Here is a 20,218-nt window from a genome sequence, read left to right as displayed (position 1 = left end):
AGGTCTACTGCCCCCGGGTAGATTTAAATTTTACTACTTTGCTTTCAAGCTCTTCCAATTCGTCCTCTATCAGCTTTATCCTGTCTTCCACAAAACTAAGGGTCTGAATTGCCAGCTTGTTCCTTTCAGAAATAGCCAAATTGCTGTAAGCATTTATCAACGCATTAAGTATATCCTCACCTCTTTTCGGCACACTATCATATAGAGACAGGTAAACTATAGTTGATAGCTTTCCGGATGGCTCAATTGTGATCTTTTGTAGTAATTGGTCAGATGCCCTGCTTGGACTTAAAATGGAGAAATATAAAGGGCCATCAGGTACACGGGTCATGTTTTTATTCTTCGTGAACCGCATCGTTCCGTAAGGTGTATCTACCCATTTGTTAAGCGGGTAAGCTGTGTTGCCTATCTTTACAGTGCTGTTATTTTTATTAAATGAGAAGTAGATCTTTTCCTGCTCGTCCGTTTTATCAGGGTTTTTCAGGGTTATCCTGATAGGGGAAGAAGTGTAGGCAGACAAAACTTTGAACTGTCCTTCCTCATATACAGGCGTAGTAAGATCAAGCTCCTCTACTACCTTTTTCATCAAGGAATTAGAATGTATTACATTAATCTCATTTTCAACAATCTTATTTGACATAAATGCGTCTATTGATTCTGTCATCCTGGAATCGCTGACACCTTTTTTCTCATCTTTCATCATAAGTGATGCCGTAACCTCGTATGTTGGTGTGGCATAATATTTTAGGTAAGCCCAGGCAAATGCCAGGGCAGCAGCTACTAAAAGCACGAACAATGGCCAATAAGGAAAATACTTGTTAACTAACGCAGGAAGGATATTCTCTCCGGCAGTATTTGGCACTGTTTTACTCATAAGCTTTATAAATAATTATCTCGTCAACCTATCAATAGCAATCACAACAATAGATAATCCGCTGAATACAACCGGCAGCCACTGCCTGACCGGACTTACACTCTGAATCTTAGTTTTATTTGGCTCCACATAAATGATATCATTGGATTTCAAGTAGTAATTAGGGGAAGTGAAAAGCTCATCCGTTGTTAAGTTTATGCGTGTCAGCTTTTTCTTCCCTTCTTCTTCCCTTATAAGCAGTATATTTTCGCGGTTAGCAAAGATGGTTAAGTCCCCTGCCAGGCCTAAAGCTTCAAGCAGCGTTATTTTTTCATTCGGAATGGTGAGCACAGAAGGGCGGGCAACCTCACCCAGTACCGAAACTTTATAGTTTAAGTAGCGGATATCTACACTAGGTTCTATTAAAAGCTTTCTTCTAAGCAGTTCCGTTCTGATATTATCTCTCAGGTCCTTTTTGCTTAATCCGGCTGCCTTTACCCGCCCCAAAAGCGGGAACTGTATGTTTCCTTCCTGATCTACTAAGTAGCCTACAGACTGAGAGATGTTGCTTGTTGCCGTTGAAGATCGTCCTGTATTGGCGTTTGATTCATTAAATATTTCTGTTGCTTCAGGGTTCAGACTGTATACAGATATGCTCAGGAGATCGTTCTTCTGGATAATAGGCTCAAGGTTTTCTACTTGCTGGGTATATTCTGATTTGCTGGCATTGTTAAAATAGGTTGAATTCTGCCTGCTAGCACAGGAAGTTTGAAATAATAGACAGCCGAAAAAGAATATATAAAGGTATATATGTGGTTTCATATCAGAAGCCCGCTTAAGGGAGAATAAGCACTAGTTCTATAATAACTATACCTTCGCAGAGTTAGCAAAGTTTAATAAAATAGTGCTTTGTTACAATACGGAAATGTTTTCTGAGGGGTTTGAATAATCTGAGATGATATTCTCTTATTTATAGTACTGGTTTTATTTTCTATATATGAGATTCATTTCGTTTAGGATATTGTTTAGCGCGTTTTCAGGATGATGAAAGAAACTTTAGCAAATTGCCTGACAGGCAATAAAGGACTGAGATGTTTGAACCTGACCGGTTAACTTCTTCAGCTTACGACGCTGCTGTCATAAAGCAGTTTGAATAAAGCAGAGATGAAAAAACTATAAGCATGGAAGCCGTAGCAGGACAGGAAGGAGTTGTATAAACTATAGCCTATAGTTTATATTAAATGAAAAGCGCGGGGAAGGAAACTGTTCCGCGTTTTTTTTTCCTTAAATCGAATTATTATAAGTTTTAGTTTGTATCTTTTGGTATACAATATTTTAGCCACGTACTTATGACCTCCGAAGAATTTGAAACAAACTATACGCAAGTCCTTGATACAATTTTAGAAGCATTAGCCAACACTTCTGAAGTGAAACCCGAAAAGTTTTACAGCCTGGCCTGCGTCGTCGAAAACCTGCGCTATTTTAGCCCTGTATTTTATGATGCTATAAAGCAGAAGGAAGACTAAGCTTCTCGCCTGAGAAACTATAGTTTACTTTGCAGTTATCCGTTCCCAGATCTCGTTTACTTTACTGCCAGTGCTACTCTGACCGGAGTGTTGCCATCTGCCGTCTTTTACTTCGTAGTTAAAGCTAAGCTGCATACCAACCCGGCTCGAGTCGCGTGAAAAGAATTCGATGTGTTCGGTGTACTTGCCATTTTCGGCAGTATACCTGCCGCCGCCGGTGCCGGAAAACTCTGCAGTTTCGGTGTTAAAAGCGATCCACTGGAAACGTGTATCTGACAAAATCTTTAACGTTTTTCGTGGTCCCGGACGCACGGCGCTCATTTCGCTATTGCGCTCGCGGCCCGTTATGCACCATGTGCCAGCCAGCGGCGAGTTGTTGTTCTGCTCGTTTAGTTTTTTCCAGGCTTCACCAGTTTTGTTACCAGGCCCGGTTGTCTGCCACCTGCCATTTTTTATAGTTGACGTACCGGTAACCGTTCTGCCAACCTGCGTAGCATCGAACGTGCTGAATTCATAGTTCTCAGTCAGGTGGCCGTTTGCTAAACTATAAGTACCGCCGTAAGTACCTATAAATCTCCTGTTCTGCTCATCGTAAACAGCTACAGTAAAAGTAACCATCCTGCACAAGTTTTATAGTTGAAATGCCATCTGCTTTATTTTTACCTGTTAAACGCCAGGCACTCTCCAGGCTGTCGGTTTGTTTAATCTGACCGGTTGCGGCTAGTGCATGCCGGGATATATCAGGAGCCCTGAAAGCAGCTAAAGCAAACAGAAATAGAAGGAGGGTGCCCGACAATTTAAACATTGTGTTACGCATCAGGATTGCAGTTTTTATACTATAAACCCAGCCAGTTTATAGTTGCCGGCGGAGTAGTGCGCTACCATAAAATTTCTTTGGCTTACAGGTTCAGAGCACGCCTTTTCAAGGTAATAAATTCTTCTGATGTAAGGGCACCTCGTTCCCGGAGTTGTTCCAGCCGTTCTATAGTTGCAATCGATTCCTCTACAGATTGTGGACTGACTTCCCGGTTCGTATCTATAGTTGTGCTTGTCTGATCATTTTCATAAGTAGGGTAGGCCCTGTCGCGGTACACTTCCTGGTCTGAGGTATAGAACCGATCTTCGTTATAGGTATCCGTGTTGTAAAAATCTTCGCGTATTTCCTGAGGTTCGCGGTCGGTTCTCGTCAGCGCCTCATCAAATTCTTCTTTATACCTGTTCGGGTCATCATGCAGCACATCGCGCTGTGACCGCTGGTATGTTTCCCGTACAGCATATTCGTAATCTTCCGTAATCGGGCCGCCCTGGTATACCGGGTACCTGCCAATAGAGTTGGAGTCTATTGCCGACAAGAAAACCTTTCTTCCTTTTTTATCGAGGGCCGCTGCACCGATCGGAACTAATAAGTGCTGGTCGTTATCAGTTTTAAAAAATTTGCGGTCTGCTACCACAGACAGGTAACGGGCCTTCATTACCTTGGGGTCCACGATCAGGTCGCGAACAATACCTAAGCTTTCGCCATCAGCGCCCACTACTCTCCAGCCCAGTACATCGGGGTTGTCTTTTGCCACTTTGTAGTCTTTCATAGCACTTAGTGCTATCAGTCTGTCATTTCTTAGTTCTTTGTCTTTCATAGTTATAGTTTGTTACAGGTGCTTTTTATGCAATTTTTTTAGAGTAGTATGGCTGTTGTTGATGTGCCGGAATAACCATGCCTGTGCCGGGGTTTTCATCAATAACCGTATCGTTGTTGTTGTTTGTCATTTCAACAATTGCCCATATAATAAGTCCTACTATAAGCAGCAGGAGTATCCAGGGCCATACCGGTTTCTTTTTTCTTTCTACGTTTATTTCTACCATTTTTTTAAGAGTTATTTCCCTTAGTTATTTTTGTATTTGCTACAGATAAGCTGCAAAAGCAACAGTTAATTTAGTACGCTGATAATGAGGTTTATGTTAATGATGGTATATATTGTTTATACTAACCAACTCCTGTCTGCAACTATAAAAAGAAGCTGATTTTATGTGTTTCCATACAGCAGTGCGTTGCTGGTAAACATGGCAATTAACTGGTAGCAAATCAGCTAAAATGAATTTGTTCTGCCTCTTTGCTGTTCAGTAAAGACTTTTGCCGAACCCGTATCGGTTAAAGTATAGTTTGCGGAGCCACTAAGGCGCTCCTCTTATTGCATTGCCTCGGCATGCATCCGTTTTCTTTTAGCCGCAGCGTTCAGCGCTGGTAGTAGCGAGCACTTCAACTGTAATGATGACTGTGTTCAGTAGTGATTTGTTTAACTATAAAGACACGAATATGTCTCACAGTTCATCTTCTACTTTACAGGAAATGGGTAGTATCCAAAACCTGCCTTTATTGAAAATATTTGAAGCTCAGTCTGAGTTAGGGCTTATAGTTTCGCAGGAGCTGCGCATACTGGGAGCTACAGATTCTTTGCTGAAAGAAACTTTTACAATACGCGAAAACATAGTAGGGCAGTATATTTTTGATATATTTCCTGACAACCCGGGTGCATCAGAAGTATCGCCAACAGCTACTCTGAAAGAAGTGTTTCAGCGGGTACTTACAAAAGGAGTACCCTACAAACTAAAAGCCCTGCGATATGACATTTCAGATCCTGAGAACACAGGCAGTTTTATAGAACGTTACTGGAACACAAACACAGTACCTATACTGAACGAAGAGGGAGACGTGGCCTGCATTCTCCATGAAACAATTAATGTTACGGAAGAAATCTGTGCCAAACGGCAGCTGAAGGAAAGCCAGGAACGTGAACGGAACGCCTTAGCACAGGCCGAACAGCAACGGCTCCGACTGGAACGTTTGTTTGAGCAGGCACCTGCCGCTTTTGCTTTACTGGAAGGTCCCGAATTGGTGTTTAAGGTGGTGAATAAAACCTATCAGCAACTTTTCCCAGGGCGTGAGATGCTGGGGCTCCCTTTGTTTGAAGCTTTACCCGAACTGAAGGACCAACCTGTTTATGATATAATCCGGAAGGTATATGACACTGCAGAAACGTTCGAGGGTAAAGAGCTGCTGGCACCATTGTCCCGTTACCAGGGCCAGCCTGCAGAAGACCTGTACTGGAATTTTATATACCAGGCCCTGTTTGATGCGCAGGGACAGGTAAGTGGTGTGTTGATCTTTTCACTGGATGTAACTGAGTTTGTGAAATCCCGACAGCAGGTGGAAAAGAATGCCGTGGCTTTGCAGGAACTAAGCCGTAAACTGGAAGACCGGGTGGAGCAGCGAACAAAGGAACTTCGGGTGGCACAGAGAGATGCCGAACGGCAAAGCCTGCGTTTAAACAGTTTATTTATGCAGGCGCCAGCCGCAATCTGTATTCTGGATGGCCCTGATCTGGTGTATGAACTGGTTAATCCGGAATATGCCGCGCTTTTCCCGGAGCGTGAGTTATTAGGAAAACCAATTTTAGATGCTCTCCCGGAAATTAAGGATAATAAGGTTTACAGGACCTTCCGTAAGGTTTATGAAACCGGTATCACACATGAAGAAAAGGAAATGCTGATCCCGTTTGTACGGCCCGAAGATGGTGTGATGGAAGACAGGTATTTCCGGTATATACAGCAAGCGCGTTATAACGACCAGGAACAGGTAAATGGTGTAGTGGTGTTTGCCCTGGAAGTGACCGAGCAGGTAAGGGCACGCAAGGCCGAGGAAGCTAGTGTAAAGCAACTGCGACTTGTTACTAACTCTCTCCCGGTACTTATTGGTTACCTGGATAGAGCGGAAAGATATCGCTTTGCTAACAAGGCTTACGAAAAGTGGTTTCGGATCAAGTCAGAAGACCTTATTGGCAGAAAGGTCAGGGATATAATCGGCGAGGTACCTTATCAAAATGTAAAAGGATATATTGATAAGGTACTAGCCGGAAAGTCAATTGTTTTTGAGTCGCGCATGCCTTACCGCGAAGACTTTGTGAAGTACATTCATTGCTGTTATGTGCCAGACATACGTGATGGGGTAGTGCATGGATTTTACACGTTGGTAACCGATATTACAGAACAGGTATTTGTGCGGCAGGCCCTGGAAGAGAGTGAGTACAAAGCCAATGCCATTGCCGAAATGCTGGCTGCTACAAACCAGGAGCTAAAGTTGGCGAATGATACATTAGGGAAGTACAATTTTGAGCTAGAGTTGCGTGTTGAAAAACGTACCTCAGAGCTGCAAAAGGCTAACAGGCAATTACAGAAGCAGATCAGGGAAAACAAGAAAGCGGAAGAATCGCTGTCGGAGTCGCACAAAAAGTTGCAGGCCCTTACAAAGCACTTACAGGTAATGCGCGAAGACGAACGCAAATACATTGCCCGTGAATTGCACGACGAACTTGGACAGGCCTTTACTGCCTTAAAAATCGACCTGACCCTTATTATGAAAATGCTGGCAGCCGGCCAGATTGAAAAAGACCTGTTCTATGCCGAGCTGCAATCTATGATGAAAACTATAAACAGTTCGATAACAGCTGTCAGGGAGATTGTGGCTACCCTGCGCCCGACTGTGCTTGATAATTTCGGGTTACTATCAGAGATCGAATCGCAGGCACAGGAGTTTCAGAAACGCACCGCCATTACCATGGAACTAAACACCTCGCTGAAATATATTCCGCTAGGGCAGGAGGCATCCATCGAAGTTTTCAGGATTATACAAGAGTCCATAACCAATATCGCTCGGCATTCAGAGGCATCTGCAGCAACAATAACAATAGATAAAGCGGATAATCATTTCCGGTTTGAGGTGACAGATAACGGAAAAGGAATGCAAGCAGACAACCTAACAGAATTAAGGACGTTTGGGCTTCTTGGCATGCAGGAAAGAGCCGACCGTATTGGTGCCACCCTCACGTTTGATTCGATGCCTGATAAAGGAACCAGAATTATACTTGAAGTGCCGTTTACTGCACTTGCCACTGTTTAAATTTAGAAATTAGAATACCCAAGAGAAAGAATGATTAAATTGTTGATCGCAGATGACTACGTGCTGATCAGGGAAGGACTGAAGAAAGTGCTGAAAGACGAACCAAATATTACCGTAGTTGCCGAAGCTGTGAATGGAGCGGAAGTGCTTAATAAGCTGAAAAAAAGCCAGGCAAACTTTGTTGTGCTGGATATTAATATGCCTGTTAAAAGCGGGCTCGATGTGCTGTTGGACATGAAGCGTCTTTACCCGAATATACCGGTACTGATCCTGAGCATGTACCCCGAAAAAACCTATGCTTTACGGTCACTGAAAGCCGGTGCATCCGGTTATCTTTCGAAAGAAAGTGCAGGTGATGAGTTGGTAGCAGCCATCCAGAAAATATGGAACGGGAACAAGTATATTTCGGCTTCGCTGGCTGAGTTGCTTGCTGAAACGGTGGTAAACAATGGCAAACCCGATGCTGCTCATGAGATATTATCTGACCGTGAATTCCAGATCCTATGTAAAATAGCAGAAGGCGAATCGCTTAAAAGTATAGCTGAGAACCTGAGTATTACCCTGAGCACCGTTAATACGTATCGAAACCGTATTTTCGAGAAAATGAAATTCACGTCCAACACAGACCTGATCCGTTATTGCCTTGAAAATGAACTGGCATAGACCGGTCATCAACTATAAGTTCGCAACAGAACTATAGTTTCACTTAAACTTGTGTCGTATTTTTTACGACACAAGTTTAAATTTATTCCTGACACAGCTTTAATGTTGTCCTTTCTGTTTCATACACTTCGCCGGGCTATCTTTGTATCTGGCAGCTATCAGAAGTTTTTTTTAACCGGGCAGCCTCCGGTTCCTCCTTTATTAACTTTAAGTGCAGGTAGTAAAACGTCTGGTAGCGTGGTAACATAGCAGCATATTTCTGTTATGAAATTTTAATCTTCAGCGCCCTGACCATATCTCAAAATCACATAAAGTCTGCTGCCAATGCACCTACACCAGCGCAAGAGTTCAGGAATGAATTTGGCAGAATATATTGCAAGGTAACTTACCTGTCTACCCCAATGACTATAGTTGCAGAATGGCATGGTTACTCTACAAAAACACAGGTAGAGCCGGTGATGAACTGGGTGGTAGAATGGTGCGAAACGAATACCTGTATAACGTTGGTGAACGATTGCAGTAACATCAAATCAGTTTGGTTTGATACTATTGACTGGTTTTCCCGTATATGGGTACGAAAAATGAAACACATTGGCCTTCAGAATTTTATTCATGTAGCAAAACCGGGCAGCTTTGGCGACAAAATCGGCAGTGAGTTGCAGGGTTTAATGGCAACAGAGGTGCAATTTCTCAGATTCGTTTTGAGAAATGATGCTATAAATTGGGTAGAAAACCGCTGATTTTTTCTGTTTTAGTAATATCTTTAAACTGGGGTATACCATATTCGCTGTTGTGCATGAGTAAAACTGTAAACAATATTATAATTAACTGCTTTACTTCTGGTTCAAAGTGGTTAGTGAATATGATTACTATTTGCTCAGTCGGGCAGATTACCCTTTATAAAAAACGATGGACAAAAAAACTGCACCTATCAATATTACAATAAATAAGAATTATGATTCCGAGATGTGCGGAACTATACCGCTACATCTGGTAAACCTGGTACAGCCACATGGCGTGTTGCTGGTGCTGGAAAAAAATGACTACAGGATCTTGCAGATAAGTGAGAATGCCGGAGATTTACTGTCAGTTTCAGTTGACGAATTACTGGGGCAGCCACTCTCTGCCTACGTTCCGCAGGAGAAACACGAAGAGCTAGTGGCAAAAATAGCAGGCCAGGCCAGCCAGGACAAGATTCCGTTTACCTTACCATTTTTGGCGCAGGGCATACAAAAGACGTTCGATGCAGTAGTGCTGCCGCAGGATGATTATATACTGGTTGAACTGGAAGAAAATACGGCAATTGGAACAGAGCATTTTACGAGCCTTTACCGCGATATAAAATATATAACCACACTTCTTAAACAATCGGGTACGGTGCAGGAACTTGCACAGCGTTTTTCAGAAGAATTCAAGAAGTTTACAGGTTTTGACAAAGTGCTTGTTTACCAGTTCGACACACAGTGGAATGGTATAGTTATAGGGCAGGCGAAAGAAGCTGATATGGATGATTACATGGGGCTTCGCTTTCCGGCCTCAGATGTGCCCAAGCAGGCCCGCGACCTTTACTTCCGTAACCCTTACCGCCTGATTCCTAACCGCAACTATACGCCCGTACGCCTTGTGCCGGTCATCAACCCTGTTACGCAACGTTTTACCGATCTTTCTGAAACCAACCTGCGCAGTGTTGCCAACGTGCATTTAGAGTACCTGGCCAATATGAAGATCACGGCTTCTATGTCGCTCCCGATCATCATCGAAGGCAAGCTATGGGGGCTTATTTCCTGCCACCATAAAACGGCAAAATACCCGAGGTACGAACTTCGTTCAGCAATGGAGTTGCTCTCAGACATACTTTCAGTACAATTGGAGGCAAAGCAGAAAGAAGAGCACATGGAACTTCGGGTGCAGCTACGCAACATCCATTTAAAGCTAATGGAGCAGCTTTACACATCGTCTAACTTTGCTGAAGGACTGCTGGATGGTGACATTACGATACTGGACCTGTTGTCGCTTTCGGGCGCAGTAGTAGCATCGGAAGGGAATACATGGACCAAAGGCATAACTCCCAATAATCAGGAAGTAAAGGAATTGCTCTCATGGTTACGTCGCACAAAAACAGATGGAATGTATGTAACCAATTCGTTGCCGTCAGAATATCCGCATAGCAAAGACTATAAAGAGGTGGCCAGTGGCCTTATTGCTATTCCTGTTAATGCCGAACAGGGAGAATTTGTACTTGGCTTCAGGCCGGAGCTTATACAGACTGTAAGCTGGGGCGGCGACCCTAACAATGCCATCCAGATGGAGCCTGATGGAAAGAGCTATCATCCGCGTAACTCCTTCCATATCTATAAAGAAACAGTTAAGAATACATCTGCCCCGTGGCAGAAGGAGGAGCTTACCGCGGCCGATACCTTGCGTAATGCACTACTTGAAAAGCTGCTAAAGGGAAGATACTAACTATAGGTTAACAGCACTGATATCATAATACCACCTTCCCCGGAAAGCAAACAGATCAACGCATAGTATGGCATCAACTAATACACTGAAAACTAACAAAGACACTAAACCTACAGATCATTACCTGGTAGGTATCGGCGCCTCTGCAGGTGGGTTAGAGGCCATCCATAAACTGTTCGATCATTTTCCGAATAACTCCAGTTTTTCCTTTGTAATTATACAACACCTTTCGCCGGATCATAAAAGCCTGATGGCTGAATTACTGAGCAAACATACCAGCATGCAGGTACAGGAGGCAGAAGACAATATGTTTACAAGGCCAAACTGTGTGTATGTTCTGCCAAGTGGCAAACAATTAACTATAGAGCATGGCCGCCTTCGCCTGGAAGATAAAACCCGCAGCCGGGAGCCGAATTTTGCAATCGATCTTTTTTTCGAATCTATTGCCAAGGCACGCGGCAAACTTGCTATTGGTATAGTTTTGTCGGGTACCGGAACAGATGGTACCAAAGGCGCGAAAGCTATAAAGAAGGCTGGTGGAATGGTTGTAGTGCAGGACCCGGCCACTGCTAAATTCGACGGTATGCCACGCAGTGCCATAGATGCCGGATTTGTTGATTATGTGCTGCCTCCAGAGAACATGCCTGAGGAGATAATGGAGTACACCCGTAAAATACCGCTGGTGAAGAATTTAATAGAACAAGACTTACAGGGCGAAGACGAGGACATATTTAAAGAGATACTTGACCTTATCTGTATCCATACCCAAACCGACTTTACCAACTATAAAGAGGCAACTATAAACCGCCGGATTCGCAAGCGCATGGATCACCTGAAGGTGAAAAACATGAAATCGTACCTCGATTTTCTGCATGACAATCCGGCTGAGATCAAAAAGCTTTGCCAGGAATTCTTTATAAATGTAACCAGCTTTTTCCGCGACCCGGAGGCCTTTGAGCTACTGGAGCAGGAGGTTATACCAACTATAATTTCCGGGAAAGAAGCGAATGAAGCTGTAAAAGTATGGGTTGCCGCCTGCAGTACCGGCGAAGAAGTGTATTCTCTTGCCATCCTTTTCAGGGAGGCTTACGATAAATTAGAGCAGGAGCCAAATGTTAAGCTTTTTGCCACCGATATCGACCAGCAGGCCATTACAGAAGCGTCCAAAGGCAGTTACCCGCTATCCATTGCAAAGCAAGTATCGGCAGAACGGCTGGAAAAGTTCTTTGTGCGCAAAGCAAACCGCTATTGCATACATGATGATATCCGGAAAATGGTTGTCTTTGCACAGCACGACCTTCAGAAAGATCCGCCTTACAGCAAGATCGACCTGATCACGTGCCGCAATATGCTCATTTACCTGAACTCAAGCCTGCAGAATAAAGTCCTTTCGCTTTTCCCGTATGCACTTAACCTGGGTGGCTACCTGCTGCTGGGGCCAAGCGAGCACATCGGCGAAATGAAGCCCTTTTTCTCGGAAGAGAACAGAAAGTGGAAGCTCTTCAGGAAAATAAAGGAAAGCAAAGGCATAAAGCAATCGTACGGTATCACAGACTATACAAACAGTGCCGGCTACCAGGATCATATTGCGAAGGCCAAAAATTCGCCTGTGGTGCAGTATAACAATGGTTTTATGGATGCCGTTGCCGAAGACTTTAAGGTCACCGGCCTTTATGTAGATGAAAATTACCAGTTGCTGCACGGCATCGGCGATATTAACCGTTTCCTGAAATTCCCGGACAAGCGCCTGCACTTTAACCTGCTGAAAATGGTGCCCGAAGAACTGGCTGTTACGCTGAGTGTTGGCATCCGGAAGGCAATAAAGCAGGACCGTAAAGTAATTGCCCGCCAGGTAGCTGTAAAGTTGGGTAAAAAGGAGCAGATGGTGCATGTTTCTATCCGGCCTATAGTTATGGACAAGGGGCAGCCCAAAGTTATTCTTATCCTGTTGCAGGAAATGGGAGAAGTAGCCCCGATACCAAAAGTGACAGACCTTAGCTTTGTTTCGGACACAGATTATTACCAGCAGCTTACTTCCCTGGAAACAGAGCTGAAAGATGCCCGTGAAAGCCTTCAGTTAACGGTACAGGACCTGAGCACCGCTAACGAAGAACTGCAGAGCACCAACGAGGAACTCATGTCATCGAATGAGGAACTGCAAAGCTCTAACGAAGAAATGCAGTCGCTGAACGAAGAACTGCACACTGTAAACTCCGAACATCAGCTAAAAATAAAAGAACTGCAGGAGCTTAACGAAGACCTGGACAACTATATCAGGAGTTCCAATGTAGGGCAGCTCTTCGTAGATCACTTCCTGGTTATCCGCAAATTTACGCCGTCTATAGATGGCCTGATTAATATTATAGACAGCGACCTTGGCAGGCCGATCCATCACCTGTCACATAACCTTAAATACAGCCGCTTAATTGAGGATATTAAAAAGGTAAATAACACGTCGGTAGATATTGAACAGGAAGTAGAAACCACTGACGGTAAATTTTACCTGATGCGCATTATCCCTTACCTGAAACATGACGGCAATAAAGATGGTGTAGTGGTTAGTTTTGTAGATGTAACTACTTCTAAAACACTGAGCAATGTAGTGCAGGGCGTACTAAACAGTTCGCTTAACAGTATCATGGCTTTCCGGGCGGTACGAGATGAAAAGCAGGAAATTGCTGACTTTAACTGGACTATATTAAACAACAAAACAGAAAGCATGCTGGGGCAATCGCAGGCTGATCTATTAAACACCAGTGTGCTGCAGGTTATGCCATTCCTGAAAAAGAGTGGACTGTTGCGTAAGTTTATAAAAGTAGTAGAAACTGACCAGCCTATACATATAGAGCAGCAACTGGAAATTAAAGGCGAGAAAGTCTGGTACGAGATTGCTGCAGTTAAAATGGGAGATGGCATAACCGTAACCATGGCCGACATCACCGAAAAGAAAACCAGTGAAGATAAGGTGCTGATGGCTTATGAAGAACTTAAAATAGCTGAAGAAAACCTTATTAAACTGAATAACGAGCTGGAGTTAAGAGTAAATGAGCGCACCCGTGCCCTGGCTTCCAGCGAAGAACGTTTCAGGATGGTTTCGATGGCTACGAATGATGTGGTCTGGGACTGGAACCTGGTAGATAACGAGATATGGTGGAGTGATAACCTGAAAACACTGCTGGGTTACGAAAACGAAGAAATGGGGCAGGGCATGGAAGGCTGGTTAAAGCTGGTGCACCCTGATGAGCGCGAGGATGTACTGAACGGAATTAACAAAGCCATTAATACAGGCAAAGATCAGTGGTCAGGGGAGTACAGGCTTCAGAAATACGATGGTTCTTATGCATATGTGTCTAACAGGGCTTATATTATGCATAACGAGTACCAGATGCCCTACCGTGTGCTCGGCTCTTTTATAGACCTGACCGACCTGAAAAATACACAGGAGGAGCTCCAGCAAACAAATGAGCACTTACTGCGCGTTATAGAGGACCTGGATACATTTGTGTACACGGCGTCGCATGATCTTAAATCGCCGATAGGTAACATAGAAGGTTTAATGCTGCTGCTCGAAGACCAGATTGAATCGGCGGGGCCTTTGCCGGGCGAACCAACGCAGCCGGTTTTCGAGATGATGAAAGGCGCTATAACCAGGTTTAAGAATGTAATAAAAGACCTGACTGACATTGCCAAAGTACAGCGCAACATTGACGGTGAAGTGGAGGTGGTGAACGTGCAGGAGGTTTTTGAAGATGTTAAGGAAAATATGCAGGAGTTTATTGACAGTGAGCACGCCGAAATCGAATTTGATTTTGATAATGCCCCGCAAATAAACTTCTCAAAGAAAAACCTGCATAGTGTACTTTATAACCTTATTAGCAACGCTGTTAAATATAAAGCCAGGAACAGGCCACCTAAAATCGTATTGAAAACAGAACGGGCCGATGGCTATGTTATGCTGAGTGTAAAGGACAACGGCCTGGGGATCAGTAAAGAAAATATAGCTAAATTGTTCATTCTTTTCAAACGTTTTCACTCGCATGTTGACGGTACGGGTATGGGATTGTATATTGTGAAGCGATTAATAGACAATGCGAACGGCTCTATAGATGTGATTAGCAGGGAAGGAGAAGGAACCACATTTAAATTATATTTTAAAGCCTGAGAACTATCATTTTAAACCAGCCACCGAAAACATAAGCCCATTCGGTAGCTATAGGTTGCGTTTTTATTTGCCTGATTTATTGAATGAAGAAGATTCCATCCATATTGCTGGTTGATGATGATGAGACCACAAACTACATCAGCAAGCTCATAATTAACAGGGCAGGACTTACTGATGAATTATTAATAGCGCAGAATGGCAAAGAGGCATTAGACCTGTTAATAGAAAGATGTCCTGCATCAGAAGGTGCAAACCCGGTACCCAATCTTATCCTGCTTGATATTAATATGCCTGTGATGGATGGTTTTAAGTTCCTGGAGATGCTGCAAACGGTAGAGGGCTTCGACTATAGTTCAGTGATTATTGCTGTGCTCACTACTTCGCTTGATCCGCGCGATATTGAAAAGGTAAAACAGTTTGGTGTGAATGAATTTATAAGCAAACCGCTTACAAAAGAAAACCTGGAGCTCCTGATACAAAAGCATTTTAACTAAACAAGAACTATAGTTATGAAACATTAAGGCCTTTCCTTAGAGTAAGGCCTTTTGCTTTTTATAGTGCAGGCAACTATAGCTGTTTCCTTTATTACCTGCTTTTACTAAAACAGGCGCAAGGCAAGCAGTCGGGTGTAACATAAAAGCGTTTCAGCCTTATGTATAAAGGTGTACCAACTGCAGAACTATGAAAACTATTACACTGACGAACTATAACGCTACGTTGCGCCTGCATGGCACTGAAGGCACCAGAAGCCTGGAGCTTAAGACATTAACCGTACAGGAGTGGCCATTCCCTGACGGAGAATTAAAACTAACTGTTATAGATGAAAAGGATGTTCCCATCTACAGCAAACATGTGCAACCCTCGCAACACAATACCGAAGAAGAAATAACCATCGGGGAGAAGTTTGTTTTCTACGATCACATGGCTGTAAACATTTCTGCTGATAATCCGGAAAGCACCTTTGCGGTTACGCTGAACTTTGAATAAAACGCATTCCTGTTTACAGTTGTATGACAAGAGGGCATATCCGGTAACTATAGTTCCGGGTATGTTCAGGAAAAGTATGTTTAGTGATGTATGTCATTTTGGTTTATGACTACAGTCATAACTGTAGTGGATTTTACGAAGTTACTTTGCTTCCAGAAATCAACTAACTGATTCATCATGAAAACCTCTACAATTACTAAAGTAGTACAGCTGCTGGCAATCGGAATTTACAGCATCGGTATACTAAGCTCTTGCAGCTCCCAGACAACGCAGGCCGAAGCCGCTCAGACAAAAGAAACGGCACCAGCAGAAATGCCAACCATAATGGCAGAACTGACAGATGCCCCGAACGTGCCTGCACCTATAACCCGTAAGCATGCTGCTAAAGTAGTAGTTAAGCTGGAGGTAACAGAAGTAGTTAAGAAAATGGCCGATGGCGTAGACTATACCTTCTGGACCTTTGGGGGCTCTGTACCGGGTAAATTTATCCGTATCCGCCAGAACGACGAGGTAGAGTTTCACCTGATGAACCACCCGGACAGCAAAAACCCGCACAACATTGACCTGCACGCTGTATCCGGCCCTGGTGGTGGTGCGGCCTCTACCTTTACCGCTCCCGGCCAGGAAACAGTTTTCAGCTTTAAGGCGCTTAACCCTGGTTTGTATGTGTACCATTGCGCTACTGCCCCAGTAGGGATGCACATTGCAAACGGTATGTATGGCCTTATCCTGGTTGAGCCCGAGGAAGGACTTCCTAAAGTAGATAAAGAATACTATGTAATGCAGGGCGACTTCTATACAAAAGGAGACTTTGGAGTACCTGGTCTGCAGCCATTTGATATGCAGAAAGCATTAGATGAAAATCCGTCTTACGTAGTGTTTAACGGCTCGGTAGGTGCCCTTACCGGCGACAATGCCCTGACCGCTAAAGTAGGTGAAAACGTTCGTCTGTTTGTTGGTAACGGTGGCCCTAACCTGATCTCTTCCTTCCACGTGATCGGTGAGATCTTCGACAAAGTATATGCTGAAGGCGGTTCTACCATCAACGAAAACATACAGACCACTTTAGTACCTGCCGGTGGCGCTGCCATTACAGAGTTTAAAGCCGATGTACCGGGTAACTATGTACTGGTAGACCACTCTATCTTCAGAGCCTTTAACAAAGGTGCCCTGGGTATGCTTAAGGTAGAAGGTAACGAAGACAAGAAAATCTACTCTGGCCAGATTGTTCAGAAAATTTACCAGCCGGAGGGTTCTACAGTACAGGAAATGCCTAAGTCTAAGGCCCCTGCAGTAGCCCTGGCATCTAACAAAGACATGCGTCTGGAATTAGGTAAGACACTTTATGCCCAGAACTGCCAGGCTTGTCACCAGGCCGAAGGACAAGGTATAAAAGGAGCTTTCCCTCCGCTTGCCAAGTCTGATTACCTGAACGCCGACGTGAACAGAGCCATAGGTGTGGTAGCTCACGGTCTGGAAGGACAGATAAAAGTGAACGGTGAATTATACAACAGTACCATGCCAAAGCTTAAACTATCTGACGAAGAAATTGCCAACGTGATGACCTACGTGATGAACAAGTGGGGCAACAAAGGCGGCGAAATTACACCTGCCCAGGTAGGCAAAGCTAAAGCTAACTATAAGCACTAATTAACTAAAAGATGATATTCCACAGACTGTTTTTGTTGATACTGTTGGTAGGAGTCTGCTGTAATGTGCAGGCACAAAAGTCACTCCCGAAAAACATGGTAAATGTAAAGGGTGGTACTTTTGTGCCCCTTTACGGGAGCGATTCCATTCCGGTAAAAGTGAAGACTTTTCTGATGGATGTATACCCGGTTACCAATGCCGAATACCTTGCATTTGTAAATAAATACCCGAAGTGGCGAAAGTCAGCTGTCAAGAAACTGTTTGCCGACGAAAACTACCTGAAGAAGTGGGACGGTGACCTTAGTTTAGGACCTAACGCTGCCAAAATTCAGAACAGCCCGGTTGTAAATGTGTCGTGGTTTTCAGCAAAAGCCTACTGCGAGTGCCAGGGCAAAAGACTGGCAACTGTAGAAGAATGGGAGTACGCCGCACTTGCCAGCGAAACCAAAGCCAACGCTGCAAACGATGCAAAGTTTTACCAGCGCAGTATTGAATGGTACAGCAAGCCAAACCCAGCTTACCTGCCACCGGTTAAGGAAAGCTTCCGAAACTACTATGGATTGCATGGCATGATCGGTTTGGTATGGGAATGGACCCAGAACTTTAACTCGGCTATGGTGGTCGGTGAATCGAGGGCAGATGTAACCATGGACAGGCAGCTGTTCTGCGGATCAGGATCTGACGGAGCGAAGGATGTGAAGAACTATGTGGCCTTTATGCGCTACGCATTCCGTTCCAGTCTTAAAGCCAATTATACGGTTGCCAACCTGGGTTTCCGTTGCGCCAAAAGCATCTGATAAAAGTAAGCCTTCCTGAACTTAGTAATCAATTTTAAAGAAACGCCTCCATGAAATACCTGTTACCACTCAGCATACTGTTAGGCCTGGCGCTAAGCGCATGCTCTGACACAAACACGACCGAAGCGCATGGCGCACACCAGAATGCAGAAGCAACTATAGTTGCCGATACGGAACTGTCTGATATATCGCTTTACAACCTGGAGTCGGAGTGGCAGACTGAAGACAATGAAACTATAAAGCTGGTGCAGCTAAATGGAAAAGTGCAGCTGGTGGCCATGATGTACACCAATTGTACTTATGCCTGCCCGCGCATTGTTGCCGACTTAAAGCGAATAGAAGCCAAACTCGACAACTATAAAAATGGGGAAGTAGGTATTGTGCTGGTAACGATGGACCCGGAAAATGATACGCCAGCCAAATTAAAACAGTTTGCAGCAGATAATAACCTTGACCCTGAACGCTGGATCTTACTGACCAGCAGCGAAATGAACATACAGGAACTTGCTGTGCTGCTTAACATGAAATATAAAAACGGTGGCAAAGGCGAAATTGCTCACTCCAATATCATAACTGTGCTGAATGCCGGTGGCGAGATCATACACCAGCAGGAAGGCTTGGGCAAAGACCCGGACGAAACCGTGAAAACCATTGACGGGCTCCTCCAGAATATTTAAACTATAGGCCTGACACCCGGAAGAAGCGCAATCCTAATAATCTCTCTTATGAAAAGAAATCTACTTAAAGCGCTCTTTTGTACGGGAGCGGGCTTTCTGTTGCTGCAACATACGGCCAGCGCACAACTATCCCTTACAGGGCAACTACGCACCAGAACTGAACTGCGCGACGGCCAGGGAACATTACCAGCCAAAGAAGCCAAAACAAGTGTTTTTACCAGCCAGCGCACCCGCCTGAACCTGGGCTATAATGCAGACAAGTACCGTATTTTTGTATCGGTGCAGGATGTGCGTGTGTGGGGTTCCGATCAATCAACTATAAGTAACCTCGAAGGTAGTAAGCTTTTTCTGCACCAGGCATGGGGCGAAATGATCCTGAGCGATTCTGCCACTATAAATGTAGAGAATCTCTCCATAAAGGCCGGCCGGCAGGAGATTTTGTACGACGACTCGCGATTACTTGGCAACCTGGATTGGCTGCAGCAGGCCCGGCGTCACGATGCTATAGTTGTAAAATTTAGCCACAAAGGCTGGGCTGCTGATGCGGGTTTTGCCTTTAATCAGAATCACGGAAAAGATACTCCCGGTAAAAATGGCAACATCTATAACGGCACGCCAATAGCTCCTGTAGTGCCGGGTACCAACGGAATAGGGATGATGTATAAATCGATGCAGTACCTGTATGCCGCCAAAACTATGAAATATGGTAAGGTGACCGGGCTACTGTTTAAAGACGATTTCCAGAAGACCCAAACTATAGATGGGATAATTACCCCGGTAACTGGCGTAAACAGCAGAATTACAGTAGGCGGCGCGGTTTTCTCTAAAATAACAGATAAGGTTGGTGTTAACGCTGCGGCCTATTACCAGGGCAACAACGACAAATTGGGCAACACCTTGGATGCTTATAACCTGACCGCAGACGTGAGCTATAGTTCAGGCAAGTTCACTACAAATCCCGGTTTCGATTTTCTCTCAGGTAACAACACTACCAGACAAAGCAGCGTGAACCATCGTTTCGATCCGCTGTATGGTACGCCGCACAAGTTCTGGGGCTTCATGGACTACTTTTACGTGGCCGATCCGTTTGGCGTAGACGGTAACTTAACCCGCTCACCCGGATTAGTTGATTATTTTATCAGGAACAAATTCAAGGCTAGCGACAAGCTTATAGTTGCCCTGGACCTGCACGCGTTTTACGCTGCCAATAAAATTGCTGACAGCGAAATTAATCCAACCGGATCAACTGGTTCAGATAGAAGACTGGGAACAGAGTTGGATCTGGTAGTAAACTATAGTTTATTAAAGAATGTGAACATAGAAGCAGGTTACGCCACCATTTTTGCCACCGATAAGCTTAATGTTTTAAAAGCGCCGGCGAAAACCAAACAGGACCGTGGCCAGTGGGCTTACCTGATGCTGAATTTTACCCCGGATTTTCTGGCGAAGAACTAAACTATAGTTTAACTAGCAAGGCTATAGTTGCAAG

The 20,218-nt window shown here is 44.3% G+C and carries 16 protein-coding genes; 11 read left to right on the top strand and 5 right to left on the bottom strand.

The window, feature by feature from the left end; all coding sequences use genetic code 11:
- Positions 1-4: 4 nt before the first annotated feature.
- Both GSQ66_RS18925 and GSQ66_RS06585 read right to left on the bottom strand, forming a co-directional pair.
- The gene (locus tag GSQ66_RS18925; RefSeq protein ID WP_238395843.1) at positions 5-874 is read right to left on the bottom strand and encodes a Wzz/FepE/Etk N-terminal domain-containing protein; all 870 of its coding nucleotides are present in this window, start codon (positions 872-874) and stop codon (positions 5-7) included.
- Between the two features lie 15 nt (positions 875-889).
- Positions 890-1,675: a polysaccharide biosynthesis/export family protein gene (locus GSQ66_RS06585; RefSeq protein ID WP_162426734.1), complete on the bottom strand. Its 786-nt coding sequence runs from the start codon at positions 1,673-1,675 to the stop codon at positions 890-892.
- Positions 1,676-2,202: 527 nt separating this feature from the next.
- On the opposite strand from GSQ66_RS06585, the gene GSQ66_RS18775 reads away from it, so the two are divergent.
- On the top strand, positions 2,203-2,379 hold the full coding sequence (locus GSQ66_RS18775) for a hypothetical protein (RefSeq protein WP_202923414.1): 177 nt from the start codon (positions 2,203-2,205) through the stop codon (positions 2,377-2,379).
- A 24-nt stretch (positions 2,380-2,403) separates the two neighbouring features.
- On the opposite strand, the gene GSQ66_RS06580 is transcribed toward GSQ66_RS18775, so the two are convergent.
- From GSQ66_RS06580 to GSQ66_RS06570, 3 genes are all read right to left on the bottom strand, one after another.
- A complete protein-coding gene (locus GSQ66_RS06580) occupies positions 2,404-2,997 on the bottom strand; it encodes a membrane or secreted protein (RefSeq protein ID WP_162426733.1) in 594 nt (197 codons plus the stop codon).
- 281 nt (positions 2,998-3,278) lie between these two features.
- Positions 3,279-4,013 carry a PRC-barrel domain-containing protein gene (locus tag GSQ66_RS06575; RefSeq protein ID WP_162426732.1) on the bottom strand — a complete coding sequence of 245 codons (735 nt, stop codon included), beginning with the start codon at positions 4,011-4,013 and terminating at the stop codon, positions 3,279-3,281.
- A gap of 25 nt (positions 4,014-4,038) precedes the next feature.
- The gene (locus GSQ66_RS06570) at positions 4,039-4,239 is read right to left on the bottom strand and encodes a hypothetical protein (RefSeq protein ID WP_162426731.1); all 201 of its coding nucleotides are present in this window, start codon (positions 4,237-4,239) and stop codon (positions 4,039-4,041) included.
- A gap of 403 nt (positions 4,240-4,642) precedes the next feature.
- On the opposite strand from GSQ66_RS06570, the gene GSQ66_RS06565 reads away from it, so the two are divergent.
- The 10 genes from GSQ66_RS06565 (at position 4,643) to GSQ66_RS06520 (ending at position 20,184) form a co-directional block, all read left to right on the top strand.
- Positions 4,643-7,330, top strand: a complete 2,688-nt coding sequence (locus GSQ66_RS06565; protein ID WP_162426730.1) for a PAS domain-containing protein — start codon at positions 4,643-4,645, stop codon at positions 7,328-7,330.
- A gap of 30 nt (positions 7,331-7,360) precedes the next feature.
- Complete coding sequence (locus GSQ66_RS06560; protein ID WP_162426729.1) at positions 7,361-7,993, top strand: response regulator; 633 nt, start codon at positions 7,361-7,363, stop codon at positions 7,991-7,993.
- Between the two features lie 909 nt (positions 7,994-8,902).
- Positions 8,903-10,456, top strand: a complete 1,554-nt coding sequence (locus GSQ66_RS06555; protein WP_162426728.1) for a GAF domain-containing protein — start codon at positions 8,903-8,905, stop codon at positions 10,454-10,456.
- Between the two features lie 67 nt (positions 10,457-10,523).
- The gene (locus GSQ66_RS06550; RefSeq protein WP_162426727.1) at positions 10,524-14,618 is read left to right on the top strand and encodes a chemotaxis protein CheB; all 4,095 of its coding nucleotides are present in this window, start codon (positions 10,524-10,526) and stop codon (positions 14,616-14,618) included.
- A gap of 83 nt (positions 14,619-14,701) precedes the next feature.
- Positions 14,702-15,112 carry a response regulator gene (locus GSQ66_RS06545; protein ID WP_162426726.1) on the top strand — a complete coding sequence of 137 codons (411 nt, stop codon included), beginning with the start codon at positions 14,702-14,704 and terminating at the stop codon, positions 15,110-15,112.
- 187 nt (positions 15,113-15,299) lie between these two features.
- Positions 15,300-15,605 (top strand): hypothetical protein, encoded by a 306-nt coding sequence (locus GSQ66_RS06540; RefSeq protein WP_162426725.1) that lies wholly within the window; start codon positions 15,300-15,302, stop codon positions 15,603-15,605.
- 177 nt (positions 15,606-15,782) lie between these two features.
- Positions 15,783-17,255 carry a copper-containing nitrite reductase gene (nirK, locus tag GSQ66_RS06535; RefSeq protein WP_162426724.1) on the top strand — a complete coding sequence of 491 codons (1,473 nt, stop codon included), beginning with the start codon at positions 15,783-15,785 and terminating at the stop codon, positions 17,253-17,255.
- A gap of 11 nt (positions 17,256-17,266) precedes the next feature.
- On the top strand, positions 17,267-18,052 hold the full coding sequence (locus tag GSQ66_RS06530; RefSeq protein WP_238395842.1) for a formylglycine-generating enzyme family protein: 786 nt from the start codon (positions 17,267-17,269) through the stop codon (positions 18,050-18,052).
- Between the two features lie 50 nt (positions 18,053-18,102).
- Positions 18,103-18,729: an SCO family protein gene (locus GSQ66_RS06525; protein WP_162426723.1), complete on the top strand. Its 627-nt coding sequence runs from the start codon at positions 18,103-18,105 to the stop codon at positions 18,727-18,729.
- A 48-nt stretch (positions 18,730-18,777) separates the two neighbouring features.
- Positions 18,778-20,184: an alginate export family protein gene (locus GSQ66_RS06520; RefSeq protein WP_162426722.1), complete on the top strand. Its 1,407-nt coding sequence runs from the start codon at positions 18,778-18,780 to the stop codon at positions 20,182-20,184.
- Positions 20,185-20,218: the final 34 nt, after the last annotated feature.

Origin of the sequence: Pontibacter pudoricolor, from assembly GCF_010092985.1 — a bacterium.
Taxonomy (GTDB): domain Bacteria; phylum Bacteroidota; class Bacteroidia; order Cytophagales; family Hymenobacteraceae; genus Pontibacter; species Pontibacter pudoricolor.
The sequence above is the reverse complement of the archived record's forward strand: the minus strand, read 5'-3'. Positions and strand labels throughout refer to the sequence as shown.

Coding starts and splice junctions, on each gene's coding strand:
- GSQ66_RS18925 (WP_238395843.1), bottom strand. CDS start 874: ATGAGTAAAACAGTGCCAAATACTGCCGGAGAGAATATCCTTCCTGCG.
- GSQ66_RS06585 (WP_162426734.1), bottom strand. CDS start 1,675: ATGAAACCACATATATACCTTTATATATTCTTTTTCGGCTGTCTATTA.
- GSQ66_RS18775 (WP_202923414.1), top strand. CDS start 2,203: ATGACCTCCGAAGAATTTGAAACAAACTATACGCAAGTCCTTGATACA.
- GSQ66_RS06580 (WP_162426733.1), bottom strand. CDS start 2,997: ATGGTTACTTTTACTGTAGCTGTTTACGATGAGCAGAACAGGAGATTT.
- GSQ66_RS06575 (WP_162426732.1), bottom strand. CDS start 4,013: ATGAAAGACAAAGAACTAAGAAATGACAGACTGATAGCACTAAGTGCT.
- GSQ66_RS06570 (WP_162426731.1), bottom strand. CDS start 4,239: ATGGTAGAAATAAACGTAGAAAGAAAAAAGAAACCGGTATGGCCCTGG.
- GSQ66_RS06565 (WP_162426730.1), top strand. CDS start 4,643: ATGATGACTGTGTTCAGTAGTGATTTGTTTAACTATAAAGACACGAAT.
- GSQ66_RS06560 (WP_162426729.1), top strand. CDS start 7,361: ATGATTAAATTGTTGATCGCAGATGACTACGTGCTGATCAGGGAAGGA.
- GSQ66_RS06555 (WP_162426728.1), top strand. CDS start 8,903: ATGGACAAAAAAACTGCACCTATCAATATTACAATAAATAAGAATTAT.
- GSQ66_RS06550 (WP_162426727.1), top strand. CDS start 10,524: ATGGCATCAACTAATACACTGAAAACTAACAAAGACACTAAACCTACA.
- GSQ66_RS06545 (WP_162426726.1), top strand. CDS start 14,702: ATGAAGAAGATTCCATCCATATTGCTGGTTGATGATGATGAGACCACA.
- GSQ66_RS06540 (WP_162426725.1), top strand. CDS start 15,300: ATGAAAACTATTACACTGACGAACTATAACGCTACGTTGCGCCTGCAT.
- nirK (WP_162426724.1), top strand. CDS start 15,783: ATGAAAACCTCTACAATTACTAAAGTAGTACAGCTGCTGGCAATCGGA.
- GSQ66_RS06530 (WP_238395842.1), top strand. CDS start 17,267: ATGATATTCCACAGACTGTTTTTGTTGATACTGTTGGTAGGAGTCTGC.
- GSQ66_RS06525 (WP_162426723.1), top strand. CDS start 18,103: ATGAAATACCTGTTACCACTCAGCATACTGTTAGGCCTGGCGCTAAGC.
- GSQ66_RS06520 (WP_162426722.1), top strand. CDS start 18,778: ATGAAAAGAAATCTACTTAAAGCGCTCTTTTGTACGGGAGCGGGCTTT.